This window comes from Agarivorans sp. 2_MG-2023, assembly GCF_030548085.1.
Taxonomy (GTDB): Bacteria; Pseudomonadota; Gammaproteobacteria; order Enterobacterales; family Celerinatantimonadaceae; genus Agarivorans.
The window spans coordinates 144,417-165,912 of record NZ_JAUORQ010000007.1 but is presented as its reverse complement, the minus strand read 5'-3'; the positions used below and the strand labels follow the sequence as shown (position 1 = coordinate 165,912).

At 45.0% G+C, this 21,496-nt stretch carries 19 protein-coding genes; 14 read left to right on the top strand and 5 right to left on the bottom strand.

The window, feature by feature from the left end; all coding sequences use genetic code 11:
- Positions 1–25 precede the first annotated feature (25 nt).
- The gene (locus Q4549_RS12440) at positions 26–226 is read right to left on the bottom strand and encodes a cold-shock protein (protein ID WP_137672498.1); all 201 of its coding nucleotides are present in this window, start codon (positions 224–226) and stop codon (positions 26–28) included.
- Between the two features lie 307 nt (positions 227–533).
- On the opposite strand from Q4549_RS12440, the gene Q4549_RS12435 reads away from it, so the two are divergent.
- The 6 genes from Q4549_RS12435 to Q4549_RS12410 are packed head-to-tail and all read left to right on the top strand — an operon-like array spanning position 534 to position 4,666.
- A complete protein-coding gene (locus Q4549_RS12435; protein ID WP_303552202.1) occupies positions 534–1,325 on the top strand; it encodes a PhzF family phenazine biosynthesis protein in 792 nt (263 codons plus the stop codon).
- A 34-nt stretch (positions 1,326–1,359) separates the two neighbouring features.
- Positions 1,360–1,716 (top strand): VOC family protein, encoded by a 357-nt coding sequence (locus Q4549_RS12430; RefSeq protein ID WP_303514701.1) that lies wholly within the window; start codon positions 1,360–1,362, stop codon positions 1,714–1,716.
- On the top strand, positions 1,709–2,611 hold the full coding sequence (locus tag Q4549_RS12425) for a DMT family transporter (protein ID WP_303552199.1): 903 nt from the start codon (positions 1,709–1,711) through the stop codon (positions 2,609–2,611). Before Q4549_RS12430 ends, Q4549_RS12425 begins: the two co-directional genes overlap by 8 nt.
- Positions 2,595–3,194, top strand: a complete 600-nt coding sequence (locus Q4549_RS12420; protein ID WP_303552197.1) for a glutathione S-transferase N-terminal domain-containing protein — start codon at positions 2,595–2,597, stop codon at positions 3,192–3,194. Before Q4549_RS12425 ends, Q4549_RS12420 begins: the two co-directional genes overlap by 17 nt.
- Entirely contained in the window at positions 3,194–3,607 is a 414-nt protein-coding gene (locus tag Q4549_RS12415; RefSeq protein ID WP_303552195.1) for a DUF1801 domain-containing protein, read from the top strand. The genes Q4549_RS12420 and Q4549_RS12415 overlap by 1 nt, the downstream gene beginning before the upstream one ends.
- A gap of 42 nt (positions 3,608–3,649) precedes the next feature.
- Entirely contained in the window at positions 3,650–4,666 is a 1,017-nt protein-coding gene (locus Q4549_RS12410) for a Solitary outer membrane autotransporter beta-barrel domain (protein WP_303552192.1), read from the top strand.
- Between the two features lie 40 nt (positions 4,667–4,706).
- Here Q4549_RS12410 and dbpA read toward each other — a convergent pair whose 3' ends face one another.
- The 4 genes from dbpA to Q4549_RS12390 all read right to left on the bottom strand — a co-directional run bounded on the left by dbpA (position 4,707) and on the right by Q4549_RS12390 (position 10,296).
- The gene (gene dbpA / locus Q4549_RS12405; protein WP_303552190.1) at positions 4,707–6,095 is read right to left on the bottom strand and encodes an ATP-dependent RNA helicase DbpA; all 1,389 of its coding nucleotides are present in this window, start codon (positions 6,093–6,095) and stop codon (positions 4,707–4,709) included.
- 218 nt (positions 6,096–6,313) lie between these two features.
- Positions 6,314–6,787 (bottom strand): NYN domain-containing protein, encoded by a 474-nt coding sequence (locus Q4549_RS12400; protein ID WP_303514688.1) that lies wholly within the window; start codon positions 6,785–6,787, stop codon positions 6,314–6,316.
- A gap of 394 nt (positions 6,788–7,181) precedes the next feature.
- On the bottom strand, positions 7,182–7,805 hold the full coding sequence (locus Q4549_RS12395) for a hypothetical protein (RefSeq protein ID WP_303552187.1): 624 nt from the start codon (positions 7,803–7,805) through the stop codon (positions 7,182–7,184).
- 433 nt (positions 7,806–8,238) lie between these two features.
- The gene (locus Q4549_RS12390) at positions 8,239–10,296 is read right to left on the bottom strand and encodes a serine/threonine-protein kinase (protein ID WP_303552184.1); all 2,058 of its coding nucleotides are present in this window, start codon (positions 10,294–10,296) and stop codon (positions 8,239–8,241) included.
- A gap of 456 nt (positions 10,297–10,752) precedes the next feature.
- On the opposite strand from Q4549_RS12390, the gene tagH reads away from it, so the two are divergent.
- From tagH to tssA, 8 genes are read left to right on the top strand one after another with little or no spacing between them, the layout of a single operon-like run.
- Complete coding sequence (gene tagH, locus Q4549_RS12385; protein WP_303552181.1) at positions 10,753–12,174, top strand: type VI secretion system-associated FHA domain protein TagH; 1,422 nt, start codon at positions 10,753–10,755, stop codon at positions 12,172–12,174.
- Between the two features lie 2 nt (positions 12,175–12,176).
- Complete coding sequence (gene tssJ, locus Q4549_RS12380; protein WP_137672489.1) at positions 12,177–12,641, top strand: type VI secretion system lipoprotein TssJ; 465 nt, start codon at positions 12,177–12,179, stop codon at positions 12,639–12,641.
- 22 nt (positions 12,642–12,663) lie between these two features.
- Positions 12,664–13,989 carry a type VI secretion system baseplate subunit TssK gene (tssK, locus tag Q4549_RS12375; protein ID WP_303552178.1) on the top strand — a complete coding sequence of 442 codons (1,326 nt, stop codon included), beginning with the start codon at positions 12,664–12,666 and terminating at the stop codon, positions 13,987–13,989.
- 24 nt (positions 13,990–14,013) lie between these two features.
- A complete protein-coding gene (tssL, locus tag Q4549_RS12370; RefSeq protein WP_303552176.1) occupies positions 14,014–15,318 on the top strand; it encodes a type VI secretion system protein TssL, long form in 1,305 nt (434 codons plus the stop codon).
- A gap of 21 nt (positions 15,319–15,339) precedes the next feature.
- Positions 15,340–18,879, top strand: a complete 3,540-nt coding sequence (tssM, locus tag Q4549_RS12365; RefSeq protein WP_303514678.1) for a type VI secretion system membrane subunit TssM — start codon at positions 15,340–15,342, stop codon at positions 18,877–18,879.
- Positions 18,861–19,547: a type VI secretion system-associated protein TagF gene (tagF, locus tag Q4549_RS12360; protein WP_303552173.1), complete on the top strand. Its 687-nt coding sequence runs from the start codon at positions 18,861–18,863 to the stop codon at positions 19,545–19,547. Before tssM ends, tagF begins: the two co-directional genes overlap by 19 nt.
- Complete coding sequence (locus tag Q4549_RS12355; RefSeq protein ID WP_303514674.1) at positions 19,541–20,365, top strand: PP2C family serine/threonine-protein phosphatase; 825 nt, start codon at positions 19,541–19,543, stop codon at positions 20,363–20,365. The genes tagF and Q4549_RS12355 overlap by 7 nt, the downstream gene beginning before the upstream one ends.
- Positions 20,366–20,369: 4 nt before the next feature.
- The gene (gene tssA / locus Q4549_RS12350; RefSeq protein WP_303552169.1) at positions 20,370–21,482 is read left to right on the top strand and encodes a type VI secretion system protein TssA; all 1,113 of its coding nucleotides are present in this window, start codon (positions 20,370–20,372) and stop codon (positions 21,480–21,482) included.
- Positions 21,483–21,496 lie beyond the last annotated feature (14 nt).

The window sequence follows — 21,496 nt, the reverse complement described above, 5'->3', positions numbered from 1 at the left end:
TGGATACTATGCCTTAAAGAGCAGCTTAAGCAACAGTTACGTTAGCAGCTTGAGGACCCTTAGGACCTTCTTCTACTTCAAACTGTACTTCTTGGCCTTCAGCTAAAGTTTTGTAACCGTCGCTTTTGATAGCGCGGAAATGTACGAATACATCTTTACCATCTGGACGCTCGATGAAACCAAAACCTTTTTGCTCGTCAAACCATTTTACGCGACCTGTAGCCATGAGTAATCTCCAAAATATAATAAATAAAACTTACACCAAAAACGGGTAAGTTAAAGGGTGCCGAAAGATGCAGAAATTACTTACGAACAAACAGGTATGAAATCTAAGAAATCAACGCATTTGTATGGGGCATAAATATCCGCTGTAACCTTTACCAGCGAGCGAAGTGTAACGTATATTGGATTAATGTAAAGGTGTATGTGTGATCTTTCGCTCACTGTTCAGAGGAGTGCGTCTTGTAAAGTTGACGAGCCCATATATCTCCCCCCGTTGACAATAGGCAATTAGTCTAATGATAAGGAACACAATGAACCTGAAGATTCATCAAGTGGATAGCTTTAGCCAAGACTTATTTAAAGGTAATCCGGCAGCGGTGATCATTCTTGAACGCTGGCTGGACGACGCATTAATGCAGGCAATCGCCATAGAAAACAACTTGTCTGAAACCGCGTTCTTAGTACCTCTCGCGACCAACTATTATTTTATCCGCTGGTTCTCGCCTATTTGCGAAATTGATTTTTGTGGGCATGCCACGCTGGCAGCTGCACACGTTCTCTTTGAAGACAATGCTGAGGCCTTAGAATTAAGATTTTCGACTTCTAAAGTAGGAGAGCTAAGCGCACGCCGAGCGGAAGACCATTTAATTGCTATGGATTTCCCCATTCACCCGCCTCAGTCAATACAAGAGATTCCAGATGCTCTATTAAAAGGCGTATCGATACAACCGAGTGAGATTTTGCGAAATCAACAGGCTTATTTCTTGGTCTATGATCAGCAAGCGCAGGTTGAATCGATAGTTATTGATGAAGCGTTAATTAAAACTCTTGGCCCTTATGATGTGGTTGTTACCGCTAAAGGTCGTGATTACGATTTTGTGTCGCGTTACTTTTGGCCTGCCAATGGCGGATATGAAGATCCAGTTACTGGGTCTATTTATGCTGGACTCACACCATTTTGGGCGGCGCGTTTAGATAAGAAGAAAATGGTGGCTTACCAAGCTTCGAATCGCGGTGGAGTGTTGCATTGCGCGTTAAATGCGCAAAGTGTCACCGTTGCTGGGCATGCTACAACCTATATGCAGGGCACTGTGTTTATGTAAGTGCTAACTCAATTAACTTTCAAGGAGTGAATTAATGAATCAGCACGAAAAGCTGAACTACGTAGAATTCCCCAGCAGTGATCTCGTTGCCACTAAGCAGTTTTTCAGCACCGTTTTTGCTTGGCAGTTTGAAGATTTTGGTGAGCAATACACCGCGTTTTCTGGACAGGGCTTAGATGGTGGCTTTTTTCAAGCGCCGTTAAAGTCGTCAACCGAAAACGGTGCTGCTTTATTGGTGTTTTATAGCCAAGACCTAGAACAGACTCTTTCTAAAGTGGAGCGGGCTGGCGGGAAGATAGTTAAAGCTATTTTCAGTTTCCCCGGTGGGCGACGTTTTCATTTTTGCGAACCTAGCGGTAACGAATTTGCAGTGTGGTCTGAACTTGAGTAACTCCCAGCCTATGCGCACCTACTTAACCACTCTTGTTGCGTTAATTGCCTTTGCCGGTAACTCGGTATTATGTCGCTTAGCGTTAGGCGAGCAACAAATAGATGCTGCCAGTTTTACCGCCATACGTTTACTTGCCGGCGCAGTGACTTTGGCGATACTTATTGGTATGGCTCGACAAAATTCAGCGAATTCCGCCAAAGGCCGTTGGTGGTCTGGTTTTATGCTATTTGCTTATGCCGCGTGCTTTTCTTTTGCCTATTTATATCTAGATACTGGCATTGGTGCATTAATCTTATTTGCGGCGGTGCAGCTAAGCATGGTGGGTATTTCTATGGTAAAAGGTGCTCGATTATCTGTGGGTGAGGGCTTTGGTATTGCTTTAGCCTTTAGTGGTTTAGTGTGGTTATTAGCGCCTAATGAGCAAACCTCAATCTCTTGGTTAGGGTTTGGGTTAATGTTAGTCGCGGGCTGCGCTTGGGGGGTATACACCCTCAACGGTCGAGGCTCAAACAGTGCAAGCCGTGATACCTGTTATAACTTTTGGCGTAGCTTACCGTTTTTGGTGTTGTTGTTACCTTGGCTGTTGATGGATTCAAACTTGAGTGCTGAAGGTGTAGCGTTGGCAGTGGTATCTGGTGCATTGGCATCGGGTTTAGGTTACTGGATATGGTATGTGGCACTTGCCGGCCTATCGGCAAGCCAAGCAGCAGTTTTGCAGCTGTTAGTGCCGATTATTGCGGCACTGGGTGGTTGGCTATTTGCGAGTGAAGGCTTAGGTTTGAGCTTTGTGGTGTCAGCCAGTCTGGTACTTGGTGGCATACTACTTACAATATACAGCAGAGCAAGTATGGAGAAAGTAACAAAGAAGGATTCACAGAATGAGCAACACACTTAAACTGGTGGTAGGGCGAGATTCTACCTGGTCGATCCGCGCCTACTTATCTATGCAGTTAGCTGAATTAGAACTTGAGTTAACTACAGTGCCTTTAGGTGAAAAGGGTTATAGGCAAACGCTATCTACTTTATCGCCAACTGGCTTAGTTCCAGTCCTTCAGCATGGCGATTTATTGCTCCATGATTCTTTGGCTATTAGTGAATATGCTAATGAGCTTTCTCCGGGAACTGTACTTCCGGTTGATAAAAGCAAACGCGCCCTAGCTCGTAGCTATCTAGCCGAGTTACATTCTGGTTTTATCAACATTCGCACTCAGTTACCCTTTCAGTTTAAGCAAGTGGATCGGCCATCTATCAACGCTGACTTGCAAATCGAGCTACAGCGTTTATCTACTATTTGGCAATCCTTTGACGGCTGCTTTGCCTTTGGCCAAGCCAGCGTAGTAGATGCTTTTTATGCAGTGATGGCGGTACGGCTGTTCAACTATGGGATTGAGTTAGACGATGCTGCAGGGCGCTATCAACATCATTTAATGGCTTGGCCATTGTTCAAACATACTCTAAAAGAGGCGGAGAACTGGTGATGCGAAGTGAGCTTGCACCAGAGCTTAAGTTAATCATCGCCGACTACCCGGTAACGGTGCAACGCCAACTAATGGTTTTGCGCCAAGCAATCCTTCAAGTTGCTAAACACACAGAAGGGGTAGGCGAGTTGACCGAAACCAGCAAATGGGGCGAGCTGGCTTATCTTACCGAGCAAAGCAAATCTGGCTCTACCTTGCGAATTGATTGGAAAGCAGCAAACCCCGATTACATAGGTTTATACGTTAACTGCCAAACGCATTTAGTTGCTTCTTTTGGTACTCTGTTTCCAGGCTTGTTTTGTTATCAGAAGCAGCGTGCAATCTTGTTAGGCGTCGATCAAGCATGGCCTCTTGCCGAGCTCAAGATATGTATCGCTATGGCGTTGCGCTATCATTTAGATAAAACACACTAACTATTCACCGAAGAGGGAATCACTATTTCAAGGATGAAAAAAGTGTTAGCTAAGCGATGTAGCCCGTTTATCTTGATTGGCTTTTGCTTACCGTTTATGGCTCAAGCTGCGTTGGTAAAAGGGCATTTAGAGAATGAAATCTTACCCATACTAGAGCGCAATTTGTCGGGTACCTTTGCCGCAGATGCCATTATTCATGATCGCGAAACGGTAACTATTGGTTTTGTTAATTTTGACCCCTCAGGTTTTATTCCCATTGACGATGACAATCTCGGTGGAGACGATGCTAATCGTTTAAAAAATGAGTTGAAAACCATCACATTACCGCTAACGCTAAGTTTGCCTTGGCATGGTTCTGGTTGGGAAACCTACACCACAGGCCGGTTGGGTTATACCCAGCGCTTTCATGATGTGGCGCTGTTTGAAGAAATCGACTCTACCCGAGACCACGAAAAACTTCAGGTTTATTCTGCTTATCTTGGTGGTGGCTTGCATCTAGACCCTTGGTCTAATTGGCGCTTAAGTGCGGAACTAGGTGGAAGTTTGCGTCGTTTGAATCAGAGTTACACCTACAACAACTCGATAAGTCAGATTTTTCAGCCTGTATTTGACGGAGTGCTGACCAACTTTTCTTTGAATGCATGGATGTTACACCCGAGTATTGCGTTGCAGTACCAGCGACGTTGGACTAACCATAAGTTAAAATATCGTTCCCGTTTTGAATACCTACGCGGAGAAAGCTTTGGCTCCGATGTCGCTTCGCATCAAGTGCAAATTGCTGCTACTTCGTGGCGTAATACCCTGTATTACGCTCACCCTATTGGTCGCGCTTTAGATATCTCTTTTGCTGGGCAGTTATCGGCTTCACGGGTTGATTTAACTGGCAATACTAACGAGGCTTTTCAAACACCGCATTATTATGAATTTGGTTTTGATTTGTTAATGGGCACTGGTGCATATGGCGAAGGCTGGTTAGATAATGTGAGCATTGGCTTGCTATTTAATTACGGTAGCGTGCTAAAAGGTGGCAGTTTGGTCTTTAATTACAATACCTATTAGGTCCGCCAGCGATCACTGGCGGAGTGTGAGTTTGCTTAACTTAGCAAGTTAGGTGTCTAACTCTAAACGAGCGGCCTTTCATTTTTCCGTGCTCTAGCTTCTTACGTGCTTGCTTAAGTACTTCGCGTTCCACTGCTACATAAGCGCGGTTATCAAACAGGTTAATTTTGCCAACTTGTGCGCCGCTAATACCATTTTCGCCCGTTAACGCACCCAGAATATCGCCGGCTCTTACTTTTTGTTTCTTGCCGCCGTCAATTTGTAGGGTAGCCATTAACGCGCCCGCTGGTTTTTTGTTTAGTAAAGACATGTCTGGAAGTTCTTCGTCTTCAATGGGGCGGCTTAAGTAGTCTTCCAGTAAGGCGACTTTGTAATGCTCTTTATCGCTAAAGAATGAAAAAGCCAAGCCTTTGCTGCCAGCACGCCCGGTACGACCAATGCGGTGCACATGCACTTCTACATCGCGCGCAATGTGGTAGTTAATCACGGCATCAAGCGAGTCAATATCTAAGCCTCGAGCTGCGACATCGGTTGCCACCAAAATGGCGGCACTGTTATTGGCAAACTGCACTAAGGTTTGGTCGCGATCACGCTGTTCTAAATCACCATGTAAGGCAACAGCGCTAAAGCCGAGTAGGCGTAATTCATCGGCAACTTCTTGTGCTTCGCGTTTGGTATTGCAAAATACCACGCTAGATTTAGGACGATGCTGTAATAACAGCAAGCGTAGCGCTAACATACGTTGCTCGTTGTCATCTACCTTATAAAAGTGCTGAGAAATAGACGAGTCATCGTGAGTGCTAGCCACTTCTATACGTACTGGTTCGCGCATTATGTGCTGAGAAATACTCTCAATTTGAGCAGGGAAAGTTGCGCTAAATAGCAAGGTTTGGCGATCACTCGGTGCTAACTCAATAATGGCATCAATGGCCGATTGAAAGCCCATTTCCAACATGCGATCTGCTTCATCAAGAATCAGATTCTTAATGTTATCTAACTTCAGCGTGCCTTTGTTTAAGTGCTCTTCTACGCGCCCCGGTGTGCCAACAACAATGTGAGCTCCATGTTCTAGCGACCCAATTTGCGGGCCAAAAGGCATGCCTCCACATAGGGTTAGCACCTTAATGTTATGAATGCTACGTGCCAGCTTACGGATCTCTTTAGCCACTTGGTCGGCTAATTCACGGGTTGGGCACAATACTAAGGTTTGAATGCGAAAGCGTTTAACTTCCAAGGCATTAAGCAAACCTAACCCAAAAGCGGCGGTTTTACCTGAACCCGTTTTGCCTTGAGCGATAACATCTTTACCTGCCAGAATCTCTGGCAGACTTTGCGCTTGAATTGGCGTCATGGAGCTATAACCCAGAGTTTCCAGATTTGCTAATAAATCAGGGTGTAGGGCAAGAGTAGAAAAATCAGTTTGGCTCACAATGGCGTCCTCTTCGAGGGAAAAATAAAGGTATAACCGCAGCAGCAATTGCTTTCGGGGGCGCGATGATAGCTGAAAACACGGCACAATTGTGTAAAAAATAGCAAGTTTTTCACTTTACTGAGCTTGTCTTGTAAAAATATATGTCACTTAAGGTGTTTTAGAAGGGCCGAACAGCAAAACTAGGCGGCGTTTTGCTGGGTGCTAATGTGGGCAGTTTATTGTAATAAAGGCTGCTCGATGGCTTGAAACTCACTAGCCGAGTTAACTAAGGCATTGGCGGTAAGGCTAGGTACGCCATAGACCAAGGCTTCAACCGAATACTCTTGAGTGATTTTATCTAGCAAAATGGCAAAGTCACCATCACCAGAGAGCAAGACTACCATGTCTACGTTACGTGCCGCTTCTAATACGTCGATGGTAATGCCAACATCCCAGTCGCCCTTGGCTGAGCCATCGCTGCGTTGAATAAAGGGCTTAAGTTTTACTTTGAAACCAATGTGTTTAAGTGCGTCTTGAAATTTTAGCTGCTGGTTATCACCGCGATCAATCGCGTAAGCATAAGCTGCAACAATCTCGCCTTGCTCTTTTAACTGCTGCCAAAGTTTGCGGTAGTTAAACTGTTTAGCGTAGGCCTCGCGGCAGGTGTAATAGATGTTTTGAACATCGGCGAATACGGCTATTTTTTTCACTAGGCGCTCTCTAAGCTGGTGGCTATGAAATGACTGGCGGCTATTTGATGTATTAAACATTATTACATGCTGGTTATGAAAAGCCCCGCTCTAGCTTATGTTTATAAGTAAAAACGGGGGCTAGCTTAAACATTAAGCAATATAAATACTGCTCATATAGCAGTAATTACCACTTTTCTTAGGGTGTTTTTGAAGACAAATTTGTCATTGGCATTTAAGCAGGGGCAAAATACTCATCATGGATAAGCAAGGCTGTATTCCGTTTAAAACTCGCTGTCATTGCTAAGAATACTGCTACATAGATGCTTATTGCAGAGTCGTGAGTAGGACTTTATGGAATTAAAACGCGGCTAGCTTTGCGCTAGCCGTGAGTGATTAATGGCGTAGTGTGTTGCTATTTTCTGCTGATAGAAAAGGCATCTACGCGTACCTCCAGCTCTTTATCTAAGCTGGGTGTCGTGCTGGTGTCTACTTCTAAAAGGCTAAATATTTCCACTTGGTTATTATCGCCAGTATTGAAGTCGATACTGACTTGGCGGAAACACTTCTTGTTCTCTCCTTGTGGTGCGTTGGCTAGATCTCGCACGTGCGCGCGAGTTTCGGCTAGCATATTGCCGGTGAGTGATGCATCGCCAACTTCTCGAACACCAAAATATAATTGTGTTGGTGAGCTATTACCTTTTTTATCGCAATAGAATAGAGAGAACACCATGTCTGTATTAGCTGGTAAATCACGTACCAGCTGACTTAAACCAGGCATAGCTGAAAAATTATGGTTACTGACATCGCGCTTAAAGCGAAAACGAGATGAGCCTTCTCCTTCAAAAGCGCTATCTTTTGAGCTGCCCACATCGCCTAAACCATTACTTGAATCTTCGTGGCTTAGCCATACTGCACTTTTACCTTTGTCGGCGCGGTAGTTGGTGAGCTGCGGATCTTGAACATAAGCGTGAGCGGATAGGGCAATACAAGTGCCCAGAATGCCAGCACCAAGAGCGATTGTTTTTTGTAAGCGCATAGGTAATCCTTTTGAGTCGTCGATAAATCCCATTATATTTGTATTATTATATAATTTAAGGCAGGTTTGCTGTGAACCTACTCGCGTTTTTGTAGATTGTTTTAACAGCCTGGATTGACGGCATTTTTTGGTGGCAGAGGTTTAGCGCTTGGCGAGTGTTGGTTTAGCCATTTTACTTAAGGCTTATTGGCAATAACGAGGCTGGCTTTCGAGTAAACAGGATTACAGGCGCAGTGCTTTAAGAATGGCTAAGCAGTGGAGGAATAACATTATCAGTCTATTGAGTTTTAGACGCTTGAGCACCGAATATACCTGCAGAGCGTAGCCAATGAGCTTTTAGCTAAAGCAGGTAGACCGATGACTCGGCCTACCTGCTTTGAATCACTCTAAACTGTCATTACTTAAGGGTAACTATAAGCGCGGGTGAAGCCGTTTAAGCGTTATCGGCAACGCGAGCATCTTGTACTTTGGTCATTAAGTCTTGCGCTTTTTTCATTACGGCACTGGCTTCTTTAGTACGGCGTTTCTTCAATAAGTAATCTGAAAAACGTAGGTACTTGTTAGCCATGGATTGGCGTGTTTCGACTAGGTGTGAGAAGTCGTTAGGCAACTCTTTGGCCATCACATCTACTTCGCGCGCCATTTTATCTAGCGTTTTCACACGGGTTAAACCATCTATGCGTTCTTGCATTTGTGCGAAGTGATTTTGGTAAAACACTTCAGCGGCTTGATAAGGAAAATCAGCCTCTTGTTCATTGGCTATAGCTTGCTTGTACTCTGCCATGGCACTAATTGATGACTTCAACTCTGCTGCACGAGCAATGCGCGCTTGCTGTTGTTCGCTATTAGCAAAAAAGGTCTCACCCGCAGAGATCATGTCGGCAAGAGCAACTACATCTAAGTCATCTGCGGCTTTGTCGAAAAGCTGAGTGAACATTTTTTCTGACTTTTCATTGGGCGCAAACTGATAGTCAGTTCTTACTTGCAACAAATCTTGATAGATAAGGTAAATATCGTCGCCATCTTCGCTATGCTGGTATCTACCTTGTTCTAGGTTAGTGTCTAAACGTTGGCTTAGTGCTTCAACAGTTCCCATCCAGCCTTGGTTTACGTCTTCAGCGATTAAAGCCAAGCTATAGGAATCAGGATAAATTCGATTTACTTCTTGAAGTAAAGACTGAATAGCGTAGTAATCGGGGTAAGCACTGTCTCGATTATTTAACAAATCGTCGATTTGTTTCTCATAATAATCAATCACTAAACGTTGCTTATCACGAAGCATTGCTTGTTTAGGCACATGTTGCTTTGCAGGAATCGTGCTGAGAATAGGCAAAAATTGCTGAGGTGTTAAGGCCACCAATTCTTGGTTAGCTAGCTCTACTCGTTGCAAGGTTTCTAGGGCTTGTTGGCTTTGGCTAAATTGCAGCTCAGTTTGTTGGTAGCCATAAGCTGCAGAGCCAATTAACGCTATGCTGCAGGCAACTGCAAAAGTAGGCTTAAAGTAACTATTGGTTAGGCCTTTTTCCAACTTAGAAAGATCTGTTGTGCGTTGATTTAACTCGAAATTTAAGCCTTTTTTCAAACTAGCCCAACGAATTAAAGGAGCATGTTTAGGTTTAGCTGGAATAATCTTTTCTTTTGCTGCCTGGTTTGCTGTTTTGCGATTAAATGGGTGCTTGCTAGATAGCAACTCGTAAGCGATACAGCTAAAGGCAAATACATCGTCGGCGATACTCGGCGCAGCGCCATCCAGCAACTCTGGTGAAGCATAAGTCGGTGTAAAGCCACTCACTGGTGATGTTTCTTCAGGCTTGTCTGCAGCATACTGATCGGCATTTAAGTTAAGTGCGCGTGATACACCAAAATCAAAGATCTTGATGGTGCCGTCGCGCGATAGCATGATGTTACCTGGTTTTAAGTCGGCGTGTACTACGCCATTTTCGTGGGCATAACTCAGTGCAGAAGTCAGCTGCTGAAGTAGAGCCAAGCTGCTTTTATAAGACAAACCATTTGGTCGATGACTCTTTATCACTTCATCTAAGGTTTGCCCATCTAACCACTCCATCACCAAGTAGTAGTCTTCTTGGTCTACGCCAAAGTCGTACACGCGAATAATATTAGGATGGCTTAAACGCTGCGTTTTCCGAGCTTCTCGAATCAAAATACGTGCAGCATCTGGCTGATCGTGAAATTCTTTTTGTAACAGCTTAATCGCCACATAAGGTTGACTATCACCAGCGGCTTCTAGCAATAAGTCTTTGGCGCGATACACATCGCACATTCCACCGTGGCCAACCAAACCTTCAATTTGATAGCGCTTTTTGATGACGCGATTGAGCATTTGATCGTTAGGAGTGTGCGCTTTGCTTTTTTTCGGGGTTACCGTTTCTGTATTACTTACTACGGTTTTGTCATTTGAACCTGAAGAATTAGCTGCTTGTTCAGCCTTTTTTTTCGGTGTGGCGGTTTGGTCTTTATTAACGTCATCCATGGAAACTACCCTATCAGGCTAAAACACATTTTATCATTAATGTGTGACAAATATATTAATAGTAAGAATACTATTTTCGGTTTTTCTAGTCTTTGATTTTCTCGAATTAAAGTCTCTTTAATAGAAGAAAATTAAAAGTATTTTTAAGAAACATAAGAAATTTATTGTGAAATCCGTTCGCTTTACTTTTTTGATTGTTTTTTAGTCATTGCTTTACATGGTTTTTAGCTTTTAGCCCAGTAAAACAAAGGTTCGGATGCTAACAATAATATTGTCAGAAATCAAAGGTAGGGAAAAATAATTTTATTATTAAAATTATTTATTTTGATATTGATTGGTTTATTTATTAAGTGTAATAATACCGCTTCTTTTTCTGGTGATATATAAATCATTAGTATCTTTAGGGTGATGGGTTCAGCCTGAGGTAAAAAAGTACTTCTAAGGGACGGGAAGAAAATGAATTTGTGTTTGTCTGTGATGAGTTATCACAGGTTTACCTCTGGCGTGGAAGAAAAGAAATTTCTTTCTACTGATTCAGGGGAGTCTGTAATTACTATTGGCCGAGCTAGCCAATGCTCATGGTGTCTGCTAGACCCCGAGCGTGTTATCTCAAGTCGTCATGCTAGAATTGAATCGAATAATGGTCAGTTTTGGCTTTACGATACGTCTACCAATGGCGTATTTGTAAACCGCTCGGTTGAGCCATTAGCTAAAGATACGCCTTATCAGTTAAACGATGGCGATGTGTTAGCTATTGGTGACTACGAGATTGAAGTGGCTATCTCCGCGCAGGCCCAGCCTGCTAGTGTTGCGGCTCCCGCAACGGTTAGCTCTGCACCCGTTCAACCGGTGGCAGAAGACTTTGGTGTATTGGCTGAACCAGAGCCGGTAGCAGTTGCGGCAACCAGCTTAGATTCTAGGTTAAATGCCAATCTAGATGATGCGTTTGCACTGCCAAAAACCTTAACCGATGACGAGCAATCTAGCATTCCAGAAGATTGGAATGCCCTATTCTCTAGTCCTGCTACGGTGTCTCAACCGGCGCCCCAAAACAGTCAGCCTGCAGAACAACCAGCGCCTACAGCAGCGGTAGTGAGTGCTCCTGCACCGTCCCCAGCAGTACCTCATGTTCCTGTTGCTCAAGAGCCAGTTGCCCCTCGAGTTGATGAAGGGCTTACCTTCGCAACCTCGCAAAATACTGCTCAGCATTCAAATCACGTGGCGCCAGCAGTTAGTGCGCCAACTCAGCAAAATCAGGCTAAACCAACGGCAACAGTTGCTGATGAACACGCCCATCTCACTGCTTTTTTAGAAGGCATGGGAATATCTGCTGAGCTTGTTTCTCAAGATAATCCGGTACGCTGGTGGCACCAACTAGGCGTGATTACTCGCGACTCTTTGGATGGCATCATGAATACCCTGCATAACCGTGCTGCCTTTAAAGAAAACAGTCGAATCAATCAAACGACTTTCAGAAGGAATGAAAACAACCCGCTTAAGTTTTCTACTAATGCCGAAGATGCCATTCATAACTTATTACAACGCAAAACTGCTGGTTTTCTGCCTCCAGAGCGAGCGGTTAAAGAAGCGTTTATCGATTTAGAGCGCCATGAATACGCCCTGTTATCGGGGATTGAAGGTGCGGTTGCTGGAGTGATGCAACTGCTCGACCCTAAATCGATAGAATCCAAAGATCAACACGCTAAAGGAATTGCCAAGGTGTATTCGGCAATTGAAAAGCATAAGAGTTGGAACCGTTACTGTTCAATTTACAGTGATTTGGAAAATGAGTTTAGCCGAAACAGCAACGCTTTCTACATGGAAGACTTTGCCAAGGCTTATGAATCAAGCTTAAAAAGCATAGAGCAAAAGGGATAACGATGAGCAACATAGGGAAGTTAGTACTTAGTGTATTACTAAGTGTTTCAATGTTTGGCTGTACCGTAGCCAATTACGTAGTAGAACCATATTCAAAACTACAGTTTCATGTCGACGAAGGGGTTAATCCAGACATTACTGGGCGTGCTTCACCGGTCGTAGTGAAAGTCTTTGAATTATCGTCTCGCACCTTATTCGATAGCCAAGATTTCTTTGCTTTGTACGACGATGCATCGCAAGTGCTTGGTCCTGATCTAATCAATCGCACCGAGTTCGAATTTGAACCAGGTAGCCAGTTTGAATATAAATTGTCGTTGTCTCCGGGCGTTCGTTATGCCGGTGTATTAGTTGCTTATCGAGATATCGACACCGCCAGCTGGCGTGAAGTAGTAACTATTGACCCTACCAACTACAAAACCTTCGATGTTCATGTGGGTGAACTCGCCGTATTTGTTGGCAATCCATAAAGCAGTATCACGGGATTAAAACATGAGTGACTTTTGTCGTGTCGCCTGGAGCGAGGGGATGTTTTTGCGTCCGCAACACTTTCAGCAGCAAGAACGCAGTTTGAATTTTCAGTTGCAGCAAAATCTATTACAGCAATCGAGTTATTACTGGGGTGTGAGCGAACTCAATTTTGACCGTGCTCTATTAAGTAATGGCAAGTTTGGTTTATCTACTCTTAAGGCTTGTTTACAAGACGGCGCGGCAATTATTAGCCCTACTCGAGACCCTATTCCAGAGCCTCTTTCTTTAGATAGCAGCGTTAGAGACCAATTGGTGTTTATTGCTCTACCTACCGAAAAGTCGAACGGTTTGAATGTATCAGCCCAAGGTCGCAGTGTTACTCGCTATCGCTTTGTTGATCACGAGGTGGTTGATACCAACATTGGCAATGACGCAGTTGAAGTATTGCAATTAGCCCAAGCGGGTTTTGAACTGAAGCTGGAAAGTGACAACTTATCGGGTTACGACACCTTAGCGATAGCCAAAATCATCGAAGTGTCGGAAGAAGGTCAAGCTAGCCTAGACGAAAAGTTTATTCCCGCGTCATTAAACGCTCAGGCTAATCCGGTACTAAAACAACAGTTAACAGAAGTTCACGGTATGTTGCGCCAACGCGCCGAAGCCTTGGCTGCTCGTATTGGCGCTGGCCAAGGCAGTGCCAGTTCCATCGCAGATTTTTTAATGCTGCAATTGCTCAACCGTTACGACGCGGTGCTTGCACATATATTGGCGACCAACGGTTTGCATCCGGAGCGCTTATATCAAGAGCTAGCAGGTCTTGCTGGTGAGTTGGCGACGTTCTCTAGTAAAGAAAAGCGTGCCCCGCAATTACCTGGTTACCAACATGATGAGTTAACCCGCGTATTCGGTGACGTGATGGTGGTATTGAACCAATTCATGAGCATGGTACTAGAACAAACAGCGGTACAAATAGCCTTAGATGAAACCAACTACGGGATCCGTATTGCGCAGGTACAAGATAAAGGCTTGCTAGAGCGTGCAGAGTTTGTACTTGCGGTTAACGCCAACATTAGCCCAGACGAGTTGCGTAAACGCTTCCCATCACAGGTAAAAATTGGCCCTGTTGAGCACATTCGAGACTTGGTTAATAACCAGCTCCCGGGCATTTCTGCGATTGGTTTGCCCGTAGCGCCACGCCAAATCCCATACCACGCTGGTTTTCACTATTTCAAATTGGATAAAAGCAACGATTACTGGTCGCGCCTTAGCGCCAGTGGTGGTGTCGCCATCCACCTTTCGGGGAACTACCCCGAGCTTGAAATGCAAATTTGGGCGATTAGCCAGTAATCAACGTTCCAAGGATGAATATAGATGTCTGAAGCTACAGTGATGAAGCCTCGACCAGGAAGCCGCGGTGGTAATAAGCCAGTGAGCGACCTTGGTAAAATTGCCGCAAATGCTGCTGAAGCAGAGTGTACCGTGGTTATCACCCCCTCTAAAAACAAAGAGCGTGGTGTACAACTACCAAAGTTTGGTGATAACCCTCTGATTGACGAGGCCAGCGCGCTATTGTCAATGGTAGGCCAGATTCGCTGTACTTCTAAACATGGCGATATCGCGTCATTACGCCAAGTGTGTATCGACAAGATTCGTGATTACGAAGCTAACCTTAGGCATCAACAAATAAGCCCCGAGATTATCGATGCAGCCCGTTATTGTGTGTGCTGTTTCATTGATGAAACCGTACTCAATACCAATTGGGGTGGCCAATCTGTATGGGCGAGTGACAGCTTATTATCTACGTTTCATTCGCAAACCTCAGGTGGCGAGCATTTCTTCACCTTGTTAGATGAAAACCTGATTTCTCCGCACGCTAAAACCCAATTGTTAGAGCTGCAGTATCTCAGTTTGTCGCTAGGTTTTGTTGGTAAAATGCGTTTAGAAGAACGCGGCCAAGAGAAGCTAGAAGAGTACCGCCAGCAAGCATTTGACCGTTTGCAGTCTATCCATGGCGAAGCCGATATTGATTTGTCTCCACAAAGCCAAGCGAGTGTGAGTATTGGTAATGAAGCCAACGGTGGTTTACCACTGTGGGTGATAGCGGCAATTTTTGGTGTGGTGTTGTTATCGATTTATATGAGCTGCAGCTATTTCATTAATAGCTATTCAAATCAGGTGTTTAACCAAATTAATACCTTAGCTCGCTGGGAAAGCACGTCAACAACAACCGTTGCGGTAGACGATCAACAAATTCTTATGCTGCAGCAACGCCTGCAAACAGAGGTCGATCGCCAATTACTCGAAATTGCTCCATTGAGTGATCGTGTTCGAATCACTATTAATTCTAGCGAGTTATTTAGTGCAGGCAGCGCCGAAGTTAAATCGTCAATTGTGCCAGTACTGCAAAAGCTGTCTCGAGCCTTAGAGTCCACGACCGGGCGAGTACTTATAACCGGCCACACCGACAACCAACCTATTTTTACTAGCCGCTATCCCTCTAACTGGCACTTGTCATTGGCGCGCGCGACTTCAGTCGCCAACACCATGTCGATAGGTACCTTGTTACAAGGCAGGTTATGGCCAGAAGGCCGAGGAGATTCTGATCCACGTGCTAGCAATAACACTGAGTCGGAACGTGCTTTGAACCGTCGTGTAGAGATTGATTTGCTTTACTAAGCAAGGCTAAAGGATTGAAAAATGTTTAACAGTTTGTTTTTTCAACGCTTAATTCAAATGTTGAAGTCTAAATGGGCAATTACCTTACTAGGGTTTCTTGCCGTAGCCTTTCTCATCTGGTTTGGTGGCCCGTTAATCGCGATTGCTGGTTCAGAGCCTTTAGGTAGTGCGGCTGCGCGTTGGTTCACTATCATTACCTTGGCCTTAATCTGTATTATTTATCAGTTTTGGCAGCACATACAAAGCACTAAGCAAAACCAACAAGCGGTTCAGTCTTTACTGGATGGTGAAGATGAGCATGGTGACGATGAAGAAAGCCGCCGTGAAGTAGAAACTTTGCGTGAGCGAGTGGTAACGGCTTTAGATGTATTAAAAAATTCGAGTTTAGCCAAAGGCCAAGGCGTTTATCAATTGCCTTGGTACATCATGATTGGCCCTCCTGGTACCGGTAAAACCACCGCGCTACAAAATTCAGGCTTAGAGTTTCCGCTTAAAGACAAGCTAGGTGACGATCCTTTAGCTGGGGTAGGTGGTACTCGCCATTGTGATTGGTGGTTCACCAATAAAGCAGTATTGATTGATACCGCCGGGCGCTACACCACGCAAGACAGTAACAGTGCTAAAGACTCCCGTGCTTGGTTGGGCTTTTTAGGGCTATTGAAAAAATATCGTACTAAGCGGCCGATTAACGGTGCCATTGTTACGGTGAGTTTGGCGAGCCTGTTACAACAAACTCGCACCGAGCGTAACTTGCATGCGCGCGCTATTAAACAGCGTATTCAAGAGCTTAAAAATCAGTTAGGCATGCAGTTCCCGGTTTACGTGGTACTAACTAAGGCTGACTTAATTGCTGGTTTTAGCGAGTTTTTTGCAGACTTAAACGCCAATGAGCGAGAGCAAATTTGGGGTATTACGTTCCCACTTATTGCTGAAAACCAAGATACCGGTGTAGTTGGTTTGTTCAACCGTGAGTTCCACGGTTTACTTAAGCGTATTCAAACTCGCTTAAATGTTCGGCTGCAGCAAGAGCGCGACATTGATAAACGTACCTTGATGTACGAATTTCCTAAGCAAATGCATTTATTGCAATCAAGCATCGATGATTTCTTAAAAGAGATTTTCTCACCCAATGCCTTTGAAGAAGCGCCAATGCTGCGTGGTTTATACATTGCCAGTGCGACTCAAGAAGGTAAGCCGATTGACCGAGTGATGGCTGAAACGTCTAACGGTTTGGGCTTAGGCCAAGTGCCTCTGAAGCAACAAGGCGGTGAGACCAAAGGTTACTTTATTAAACGCCTGCTTGAAGACGTAATTTTCCCCGAGAAGTTTGTTGGTTCGGTTAATCGCCATCACCAGAAACATTCAATGTGGACCCGTCGCATTGTGGCGGGAGGTTGTGCTTTTACCCTGCTGACTTGTAGCGTGCTTTGGTACAACAGTTATAGCTGGAACAAACAATTAGTTGATCACAGTGAAACGGCTGTTAGCCAATATAAAGACATTGTAAAACCCGGCCTAAGTACTGATACCGACGTGATTACCTTGGTACAAGCTCTTAATGCTTTACGCGATTTACCGGCAGGTTTTAGTGAAAAACTGATTGATCAAGACGTTCACCGCATGGGTTTATACCAAGGTGAAAAAATTGGTCAGCCTGCGCAAATGGCTTATCAACGTGCCTTGCAAGGTTTCTTTGCTTCTTACTTAACCGATGCCTTAACCACCGAGTTGGCCGAAAATGAAGAATACCTCGAGTATTTATACGAATCGCTTAAAACTTATTTGATGATTTACGATGCCGAACATCGTGAAATTGAGCAAATCTATAGCTGGTTTGAAATCTACTACGAGCGTCACTTGCCTGGTGAAATTAACACTGGGCTTCGCCAAGATTTAATGGCTCATACCCGCAACTTGTTTGCTGATGGCGTGAACATTATTCCGGTAAATCAAAACGCAATTGCCCAAGCGCGTAGTGTATTAACGCGTATGCCTTTGGCCGAGCGGGCTTATCAACGATTACGCATTGAGTTTTTGTCTAGCCACGTAGCCGATTTTAGATTGAGTGACGTATTTGGCCGCCAAGGTCGCCAAGTTTTTATTCGTAACAGTGGCGAGCCCCTGCATGAAGGTATCCCTGGCTTATACACCTACAGTGGCTTCCACGGCTTATTCCGCATTGAAAACAACCGCATCGTTAAACGCCTAATGGAAGACAGTTGGGTATACGGTGACAGCTTGTCAATTGATGAAGCGACTCGTGATGAAGTCGTTAAAGCGGTGAGTGAACGCTACTTCCGAGATTATGTTTATGTTTGGGAGCAATTGCTAGATGACGTTCAGTTGCGCCCATACTCGTCGGCTAAAGAAGGCGCAGAACTGGCTAAAAACTTAACTGGTTCAGAGCGTCCCTTACAAAGCTTCATTATGGCGGTGCAAAAAGAGCTTCGCTTAACCGATATCGCAGTGAGCGATAACGCAAAAATGGCTGGTGAAGTGGCTGGAAACGTTACAGATGTAGCCTTAAAGAGCCAAAAGGCACGTTTAAATCGTTTCTTACCTAACGATATGTCTAAGGCCAAAATTTCGTTGCCTGGCTCTGAAGTAGAAGCCGAATTTGAAGACTTGTTAAGCATTAATGAAGCTGACCTAGAAGGCATGCACGTTTCAATGCTGCAGCTACGTGATTACTTAGAAGTACTGTCAGAATCAAATAACAAACGCGCTTATACCAGCTTAATGGATGACAACAGTCAATCAGCGGTGACTAGTGCGCTGCGTCGTTCTCGTAAAGACTTACCCGCGCCGTTCTCGAATATGATGGGTGAGCTATCTAGCCAAACTTCATCATTGGCTAAACGCGGTGCGCAAGTGCATGTAAACGCAATTTGGAAAGACAGTGTTTACAAAGAATACCGGGCAGCGATTCGTGGCAAATACCCATTTAATAGTAAAGCGGGTGAAGAGGTTCGTCTAAAAGACTTTGGTCGCTTCTTTGGTTACGGCGGCACCATGGATACCTTCTTTGAGCGCTACTTAAAATCATCGGTTGATACCAGTAAGCGTAATTGGAAACTGGAGCGTTCGGTAGGCATAGACCCTGCGTCACTAAAAGTATTCCAACAAGCCCGCCGTATTCGCGACGTGTTTTTTGAGCCTGGCTCGCAAACACCAAGGGTTGAGTTTGGCTTGAAGCCACTTTATTTAGATGGCCACATTAATAACTTCCGGGTTGAGTTAGGCGAGCAAGAGTTGGTGTATCGCCATGGCCCGCAGCGAACCTCGCACTTTATTTGGCCAACTGACTCAAGCCGTAGTACCCGCTTAGCCTTTGTACCACCTAAATCTGGCCACTCTATTTCTGAAACTTACCCAGGTCATTGGGGCTTGTTCAGAATGCTAGATGGTTTAGCTATGCAGCGTCCAGAAAGCCGTAAAGACAACGTTTTAGACATTGAATTTAAAGGTAATAAAGTGCAATTAGAGTTGATTCCAACTACTGCGATGCACCCATTCTGGTCTAGAGATTTAGCGAGGTTCTCATGCCCAGTAACGCTATAAACGGATTTGGTTACTTTGGTAAGGTCCCGGCTCGCGGGGACTTTATTCAGAGTCATTTACCTAGCGATTTTGTCGCTGGCTGGAGCGAGTGGCTACAAGCTGTTATTGCAGTCAGCCGAGAGCAGTTAGGTGAACAATGGTTAGACCGTTACCTCACCAGCCCGATTTGGCATTTTGCTCTATCGCCAGGCGTATGTGGCGAGTCGGCCATGGCTGGCACGCTGATGCCAAGCGTAGATCAAGTGGGCCGGCATTTTTACTTCACCATGGCTAAACCTATAAGCCAGCCGCCAGTGAACGCTTGGCAGCAACGTGAGTGGAGTGAACTAAGTGAACAAAAAGTACTGAAGCTATTAGATGATGATACTGACGTAGTTCGCTGGGCAGAAAGCGTGGCAGACGTAGATTGGTTAGATGCTATCAAACCCGCTAATCGTTTAGTTAATCATGCCAAGCAAAGCCAGCAGTTAGTGTTGGAGAGCGAGCAGTTTATTAACCCCGAGCACCTATTACATCAGCAATTACGCAAGCGCTTAGATCGTTACTGCATATGGTGGACTGCCGGTTCAGAGTTTGTTCCAGAATGTAGTTTGGTGACCGAAAGCTTACCTCTTGTCAGTCAATTTTCAGCCATGTTAGATGGCCAATGGGAGCAATGGGGATGGTAGCTAGTTCAAGCTTGATGGATGGCTTTTTTGTGAGTTTTGCCCAAACCCATCCGGGCAAGGTAAGACCTTACAACGAAGACGCTGTGCTAGACATGCGAGAAGAAGGTGTTTGGGTCGTCGCCGACGGTATGGGCGGTCATGCGGCAGGTGATGTAGCCAGCCAAATGGTGATTGATGCGGTGAAGCAGTGCGTAGAGCAAACCCCTGCGGCGAGCTTAAGTATTGACTGCTTACGCAAAGCATTTCTACAAGCCAACCAACAAATTATAAATTATTCGCAGCAAAACTTAGACGGCAAAACCGCTGGTAGCACTGCCGTATTACTGCATGTACGCGATGGTTTTTATCACTGCTTATGGGTGGGCGATAGTCGTATTTACCTCATGCGTCACAACCATCTACAGCGTAAAACCCGGGACCATAGCCAAGTAATGGACATGGTAGAGCAAGGCTTAATTGCCGAATCAGAAGCGGAAGACCACCCGTTGTCTAACGTGATTACCCGCGCCATTGGTGTGAGTGATGAACTGACCGTTGACCAAAACTCTGGGCAGTTGCTACCGGGTGACCAATTTTTGTTGTGTTCCGACGGACTGACTAAAGAGCTGAACGATAGCGATTTAGCAATGTGCATGCAGGCAAAAAGTGTCTCTGATATTGGTTTAGCGCTGATGCATTCAGCGTTAGTGAAAGGCGCTAGTGATAACGTTACCTGTGTATTGGTAAAAGTAAGCCAAAGTGACGCAGATACCGAAGACGAACACTGTGACGACACTGTGCCGGTATTTTTTAATCGTCGCGCAGCGGTAAGGACTTAACAGCATGTTTCTAGAATTGACCGATATCGATTTTGAACAACTGGCTCAGCCGCTTTCAGATGAACAACCTTGTGGCGAAGATCCGCGTTTAGATGCTTCGCCTATGTCTACTTATTTCACGCTTAAAGATGTGCGCAACACTGCCCGTGCTGCCGAGCGTAATGCATTGGTGGATAACGAACCGCTACTGAGCTTTGCTAACGAATGGGATCCAATCGTTAATCAAGTTCCTGAGGTATTAGTAGAAAACTGCAAAGATCTAGAGCTGGCGGCTTGGCTTATTGAAGGTTTAGTGCGCCGTAAAGGTTTTAAAGGCCTACGCCAAGGCTTTGATATAGCTCGAACATTGATTGAAAACCACTGGGACAATTTATATCCAAGCCCCGATGAAGACGGTGTTGTGACCCGAGTGGCTCCACTTGTGGGGCTAAATGGCTACGATGGCGAAGGCACTTTATTAATGCCTATCGCCTGTGTGCCGCTGACCGATTTAATTGACGTACAGCCCTATTCATTATGGGAATTTGAGCAAGCCAGTGAAGTGGAGCGCTTAGAAGAGAAGAAGCGAACTCAACGTCATAACTCCGGTGCGGTGCGCTTAGAAGATATTACCAATACGGTAAAAGCCACTTCGGGTGCGTTTTTTGTTGAATTGCTGCAAGACATTGAACTGGCCAGCGAAGCTTACAAAAAGTTATCAGCCGCTATGGATGAAGCCGTTGGCGAACCCCAACCTAGCTCACATATTGTAAAGCGTTTAACCGATTGTATAGAAGCCGTGCGTTATTTAGCTGCAGACAAATTGTCGGCTGTAGAAGCACAGGCATCCATAGAAGAAATATTAGAAGAATCTGATGAACAGCCAAGCGACGCGGAAGCGGTTGCCGGGCCAAGTAATCAATTAAGGAATCGTGCAGATGCGATTCAGCAACTAGGCAAAATTGCCGAATTTTTTAAAGAAACCGAGCCTCACTCGCCAATGGCTTATGCCATTGAACAGGTGGTGCGTTGGAGTGGAATGAACTTGCCAGATCTATTGCAAGAGTTGATTTCCGACAACGATGCTCGTACGGGTTACTTCCGATTAACTGGTATTTCATCGGAATCACAGGACTAACGTGGTGCTTCGCG

Coding starts and splice junctions, on each gene's coding strand:
- tssM (WP_303514678.1), top strand. CDS start 15,340: ATGTTTAACAGTTTGTTTTTTCAACGCTTAATTCAAATGTTGAAGTCT.
- tssL (WP_303552176.1), top strand. CDS start 14,014: ATGTCTGAAGCTACAGTGATGAAGCCTCGACCAGGAAGCCGCGGTGGT.
- Q4549_RS12420 (WP_303552197.1), top strand. CDS start 2,595: ATGAGCAACACACTTAAACTGGTGGTAGGGCGAGATTCTACCTGGTCG.
- tagF (WP_303552173.1), top strand. CDS start 18,861: ATGCCCAGTAACGCTATAAACGGATTTGGTTACTTTGGTAAGGTCCCG.
- Q4549_RS12355 (WP_303514674.1), top strand. CDS start 19,541: ATGGTAGCTAGTTCAAGCTTGATGGATGGCTTTTTTGTGAGTTTTGCC.
- tssA (WP_303552169.1), top strand. CDS start 20,370: ATGTTTCTAGAATTGACCGATATCGATTTTGAACAACTGGCTCAGCCG.
- tssJ (WP_137672489.1), top strand. CDS start 12,177: ATGAGCAACATAGGGAAGTTAGTACTTAGTGTATTACTAAGTGTTTCA.
- Q4549_RS12430 (WP_303514701.1), top strand. CDS start 1,360: ATGAATCAGCACGAAAAGCTGAACTACGTAGAATTCCCCAGCAGTGAT.
- Q4549_RS12440 (WP_137672498.1), bottom strand. CDS start 226: ATGGCTACAGGTCGCGTAAAATGGTTTGACGAGCAAAAAGGTTTTGGT.
- Q4549_RS12435 (WP_303552202.1), top strand. CDS start 534: ATGAACCTGAAGATTCATCAAGTGGATAGCTTTAGCCAAGACTTATTT.
- Q4549_RS12395 (WP_303552187.1), bottom strand. CDS start 7,805: ATGCGCTTACAAAAAACAATCGCTCTTGGTGCTGGCATTCTGGGCACT.
- tagH (WP_303552181.1), top strand. CDS start 10,753: ATGAATTTGTGTTTGTCTGTGATGAGTTATCACAGGTTTACCTCTGGC.
- Q4549_RS12415 (WP_303552195.1), top strand. CDS start 3,194: ATGCGAAGTGAGCTTGCACCAGAGCTTAAGTTAATCATCGCCGACTAC.
- Q4549_RS12390 (WP_303552184.1), bottom strand. CDS start 10,296: ATGGATGACGTTAATAAAGACCAAACCGCCACACCGAAAAAAAAGGCT.
- tssK (WP_303552178.1), top strand. CDS start 12,664: ATGAGTGACTTTTGTCGTGTCGCCTGGAGCGAGGGGATGTTTTTGCGT.